General features: G+C 62.2%; 2 protein-coding genes and 1 pseudogene. 2 read left to right on the top strand and 1 reads right to left on the bottom strand.

The window, feature by feature from the left end; translation table 11 throughout:
- A pseudogene (locus GPA_RS12125) lies at positions 1-419 on the top strand (hypothetical protein); the annotation flags it as partial.
- A gap of 46 nt (positions 420-465) precedes the next feature.
- Entirely contained in the window at positions 466-1956 is a 1491-nt protein-coding gene (locus GPA_RS12120) for a glutamate decarboxylase (protein ID WP_015540040.1), read from the top strand.
- Positions 1957-2310: 354 nt separating this feature from the next.
- Here the strand turns inward: GPA_RS12120 and GPA_RS12115 are convergent, their stop codons facing one another.
- Positions 2311-2898 carry a helix-turn-helix transcriptional regulator gene (locus GPA_RS12115; RefSeq protein WP_015540039.1) on the bottom strand — a complete coding sequence of 196 codons (588 nt, stop codon included), beginning with the start codon at positions 2896-2898 and terminating at the stop codon, positions 2311-2313.
- Positions 2899-3133: the final 235 nt, after the last annotated feature.

The raw sequence follows: 3133 nt of genomic DNA, 5'->3' as shown, positions 1-3133 counted from the left end.
TCGGCGCCACGGTCGCGCGCGGCATCTCGGCGGCGGTGGTCAGCGTGACCAGCCGTCCCTCGGGCCCCATGGCGGTTGACTCCGGTCCCACGGTCAGCACGGACGACGTGCCGGCCGAGCCCCAGCCCGTCATGCGCGACGAGGTGGCGGTGCGCGAGATCGACCTCGACACGGGCGCGGGCGCCCATGAGGCACCGCCTGCCTGCGAGGCTCCCGTCGCGGCGCATGCGCGCAAGGACGACGTCAAGGACGCGGGCGAGGTGCGCGACGATCTGCTCGACCGCACGGCCGAGGGCGACCCCTCGCTGCGTGCGAGCGTCACCGAGGCCGTGGTGGGCGAGGGCGTTCCCCGCGCCGACCCGGATACGCCCGACCCGCGGCGCGAGACGGACGTCGACACCAACAAGCCCGCTCGGTAGCGCGCGGCGACAACGTAGGTATCACACTTCGAAACAGGAGGTTTTCATGAAGGAACAGACATCTACCAGCAAGATCCTCGATAGCATGGACGAAGGCACCAAGTACTCGACGCCCATCTTCGGCTCCGAGGCATCCGATGTGGCCATGCCGCGCCTCAAGATGAACGACCAGCCGGTCGAGCCGCGCATCGCCTACGAGATGATCAAGGAGTACCTGTCCATCGAGGGCAACGCCACGCAGAACCTCACCACGTTCTGCCAGACCTACATGGAGCCCATGGCCACGAAGATCATGGCCGAGACGATGGAGAAGAACGCCATCGACAAGGACGAGTACCCCATGACGGCCGACCTCGAGAACCGCTGCGTCGCCATGATCGGCGATCTGTGGCATGCCGACCCGGCCGAGGAGCCCATGGGCACGTCCACCGTCGGCTCGTCCGAGGCCTGCATGCTGGGCGGCCTCGGCATGCTGTTCCGCTGGAAGAAGCTGGCGAAGGACGCCGGCATCGACATCTACACCGAGCAGCGCCCGAACCTGGTGATCTCCGCAGGCTACCAGGTGTGCTGGGAGAAGTTCTGCCGCTATTGGGACATCGAGATGCGCCTCGTGCCGCTTGAGAAGGACCATCTGTCGCTGAACATGGACACGGTCATGGACTACGTGGACGACCACACCATCGGCATTACGGCCATCCTCGGCATCACCTACACCGGCAAGTTCGACGACGTGCAGAAGCTCGACGAGCTGGTGGAAGCGTACAACCAGGAGCATCCGAAGCTGCCGATCCGCATCCACGTCGACGGCGCGTCGGGCGGCATGTTCGCCCCGTTCGTGGAGCCCGACCTGGTGTGGGACTTCCAGCTGAAGAACGTGTGGTCCATCAACTGCTCCGGCCATAAGTACGGCCTCGTGTACCCCGGCATCGGCTGGGTGGTGTGGCGCAGCAAGGAAGCGCTGCCCGAGGACCTGATCTTCTGGGTGAGCTACCTGGGCGGCGAGGAGGCCACGATGGCCATCAACTTCTCGCGCAGCGCCTCGCAGATCGTGGGCCAGTACTACGTGCTCATGCGCAACGGCTTCGAGGGCTTCAAGGAGATCCAGGAGCGCACGCTCGACGTGGCGCGCTACCTGGCCGCCGAGCTCAAGGAGATGGGCATCTTCGAGATCTACGAGGATGCGTCGCACATTCCGATCGTGTGCTGGGGCCTGAAGGACGACGCCGACGTGGAGTGGTCGCTGTACGACCTGTCCGACCGCCTGCGCATGAGCGGCTGGCTGGTGCCCGCGTACCCGATGCCCGCCGATATGCAGGACACCACCGTCCAGCGCGTCGTGGCGCGCGCCGACTTCTCGATGCAGCTGTGTATCAAGCTGGTCGAGGATATGAAGAAGGAGATGGACACGCTGAACAAGGCGAAGTTCGTCACCGGCAACACCCAGGGCGTCATCCAGACCGGCTTCAACCACGGCGGCCGCTCTGCCGTCGACAAGGGCGAGAAGGTCCAGACGAAGGCGAAGACCACGCAGAAGTAAGTGCGCCGACCCCACCCCGACCTCCCCGGTCGGGGCGCTTTTTCGGTGCTGGAGGAAAGCAGAAGGGCCTCTTATTTAGATTACGGTAATAGAATTGAAAAGAATTTCTGATATTTTACCGTAACGGGCAATCAGGCCCCCGAAATCCCCTCCGAAGGCGAGAAAACCGCCCAAAACAGCGGGAAGAGCCGCACGTTGGATGCCCAAAAGCGGGCTTCGGACAAGAATTCCCGCGATTCGGTAATATATCGATAAAAAATTCCAAATCCATTACCGTAGCCGAATATTCGATATCGTGAACGCGATCAACTTGCTTCTGATCGACACACGACGTGCGTTTTGCTCGCTGCGACTCTACCCGAAGAGCTGGTAGCCGAAGTAGCCTAGAACGGCGCCTACCGCGGCGGCTACGAGGGTGAGGAGCACGCCTCTGAGCACGGGATGCCGCCGTGCGCGCAGGCTTTTGGCGTTGTTGCGGTCGATGGGCTCACCTTTCGAGAAGGCCACCAGCTCGCGGTACGTCACCACGTCGTGCTGCTTCTTCAGGTGCTCGACCACCGTGAGCATGACCAAGCCGATGCCCCACACCAGCAGCCCGATGATGGCGGACGGCACGAGCCCCCAATCCCAGAAGGTGAACCCTCCGATGAAGAGCGCACATCCGACGACCACGACTGCGGTCCCTCCCCACGCCAGGTAGATCATCTTCCGGTAGTCGTTCTCGATTGCTTCCTTCATGGCTTCCACGTCTCCTTTGATCAGTTCGTCGACCGTTACGTCGAAGAGGACGCTAAGGAGCAGCAGGCTTTCCACGTCAGGGTAGGTCTTGTCGTTCTCCCAGCTTGAGACGGTCTGGCGCGAGACGTAGATCTTCGCGGCGAGGTCGTCTTGCGAGAGTCCGCGTTCCGTTCGGTGGCGTTTGATCTGGCTGCCGAGCTCCATGCGTTTCCCTTCGTTGATCCAAGGTTGCCATGACGCAGGGAAGTGTACCATCAAAGGGCTTTGACACGTCTCGCTTCGCGACCCTTTTCTGTGTCAAAAGTGCTTTACAATACGTTTGAACAGGTGTTATTTAGAATGACGCAGGACGTTGCCGGGAGTGCGCATGCGGGGCGGCGTCTCCAGCTGTACAGAGAGAACGCCCCCTGCGCTGAATCCGGTTCTCGTTCGCCATTTG

This window comes from Gordonibacter pamelaeae 7-10-1-b (assembly GCF_000210055.1).
Lineage (GTDB): Bacteria > Actinomycetota > Coriobacteriia > Coriobacteriales > Eggerthellaceae > Gordonibacter > Gordonibacter pamelaeae.
The sequence above is the reverse complement of the archived record's forward strand: the minus strand, read 5'-3'. Positions and strand labels throughout refer to the sequence as shown.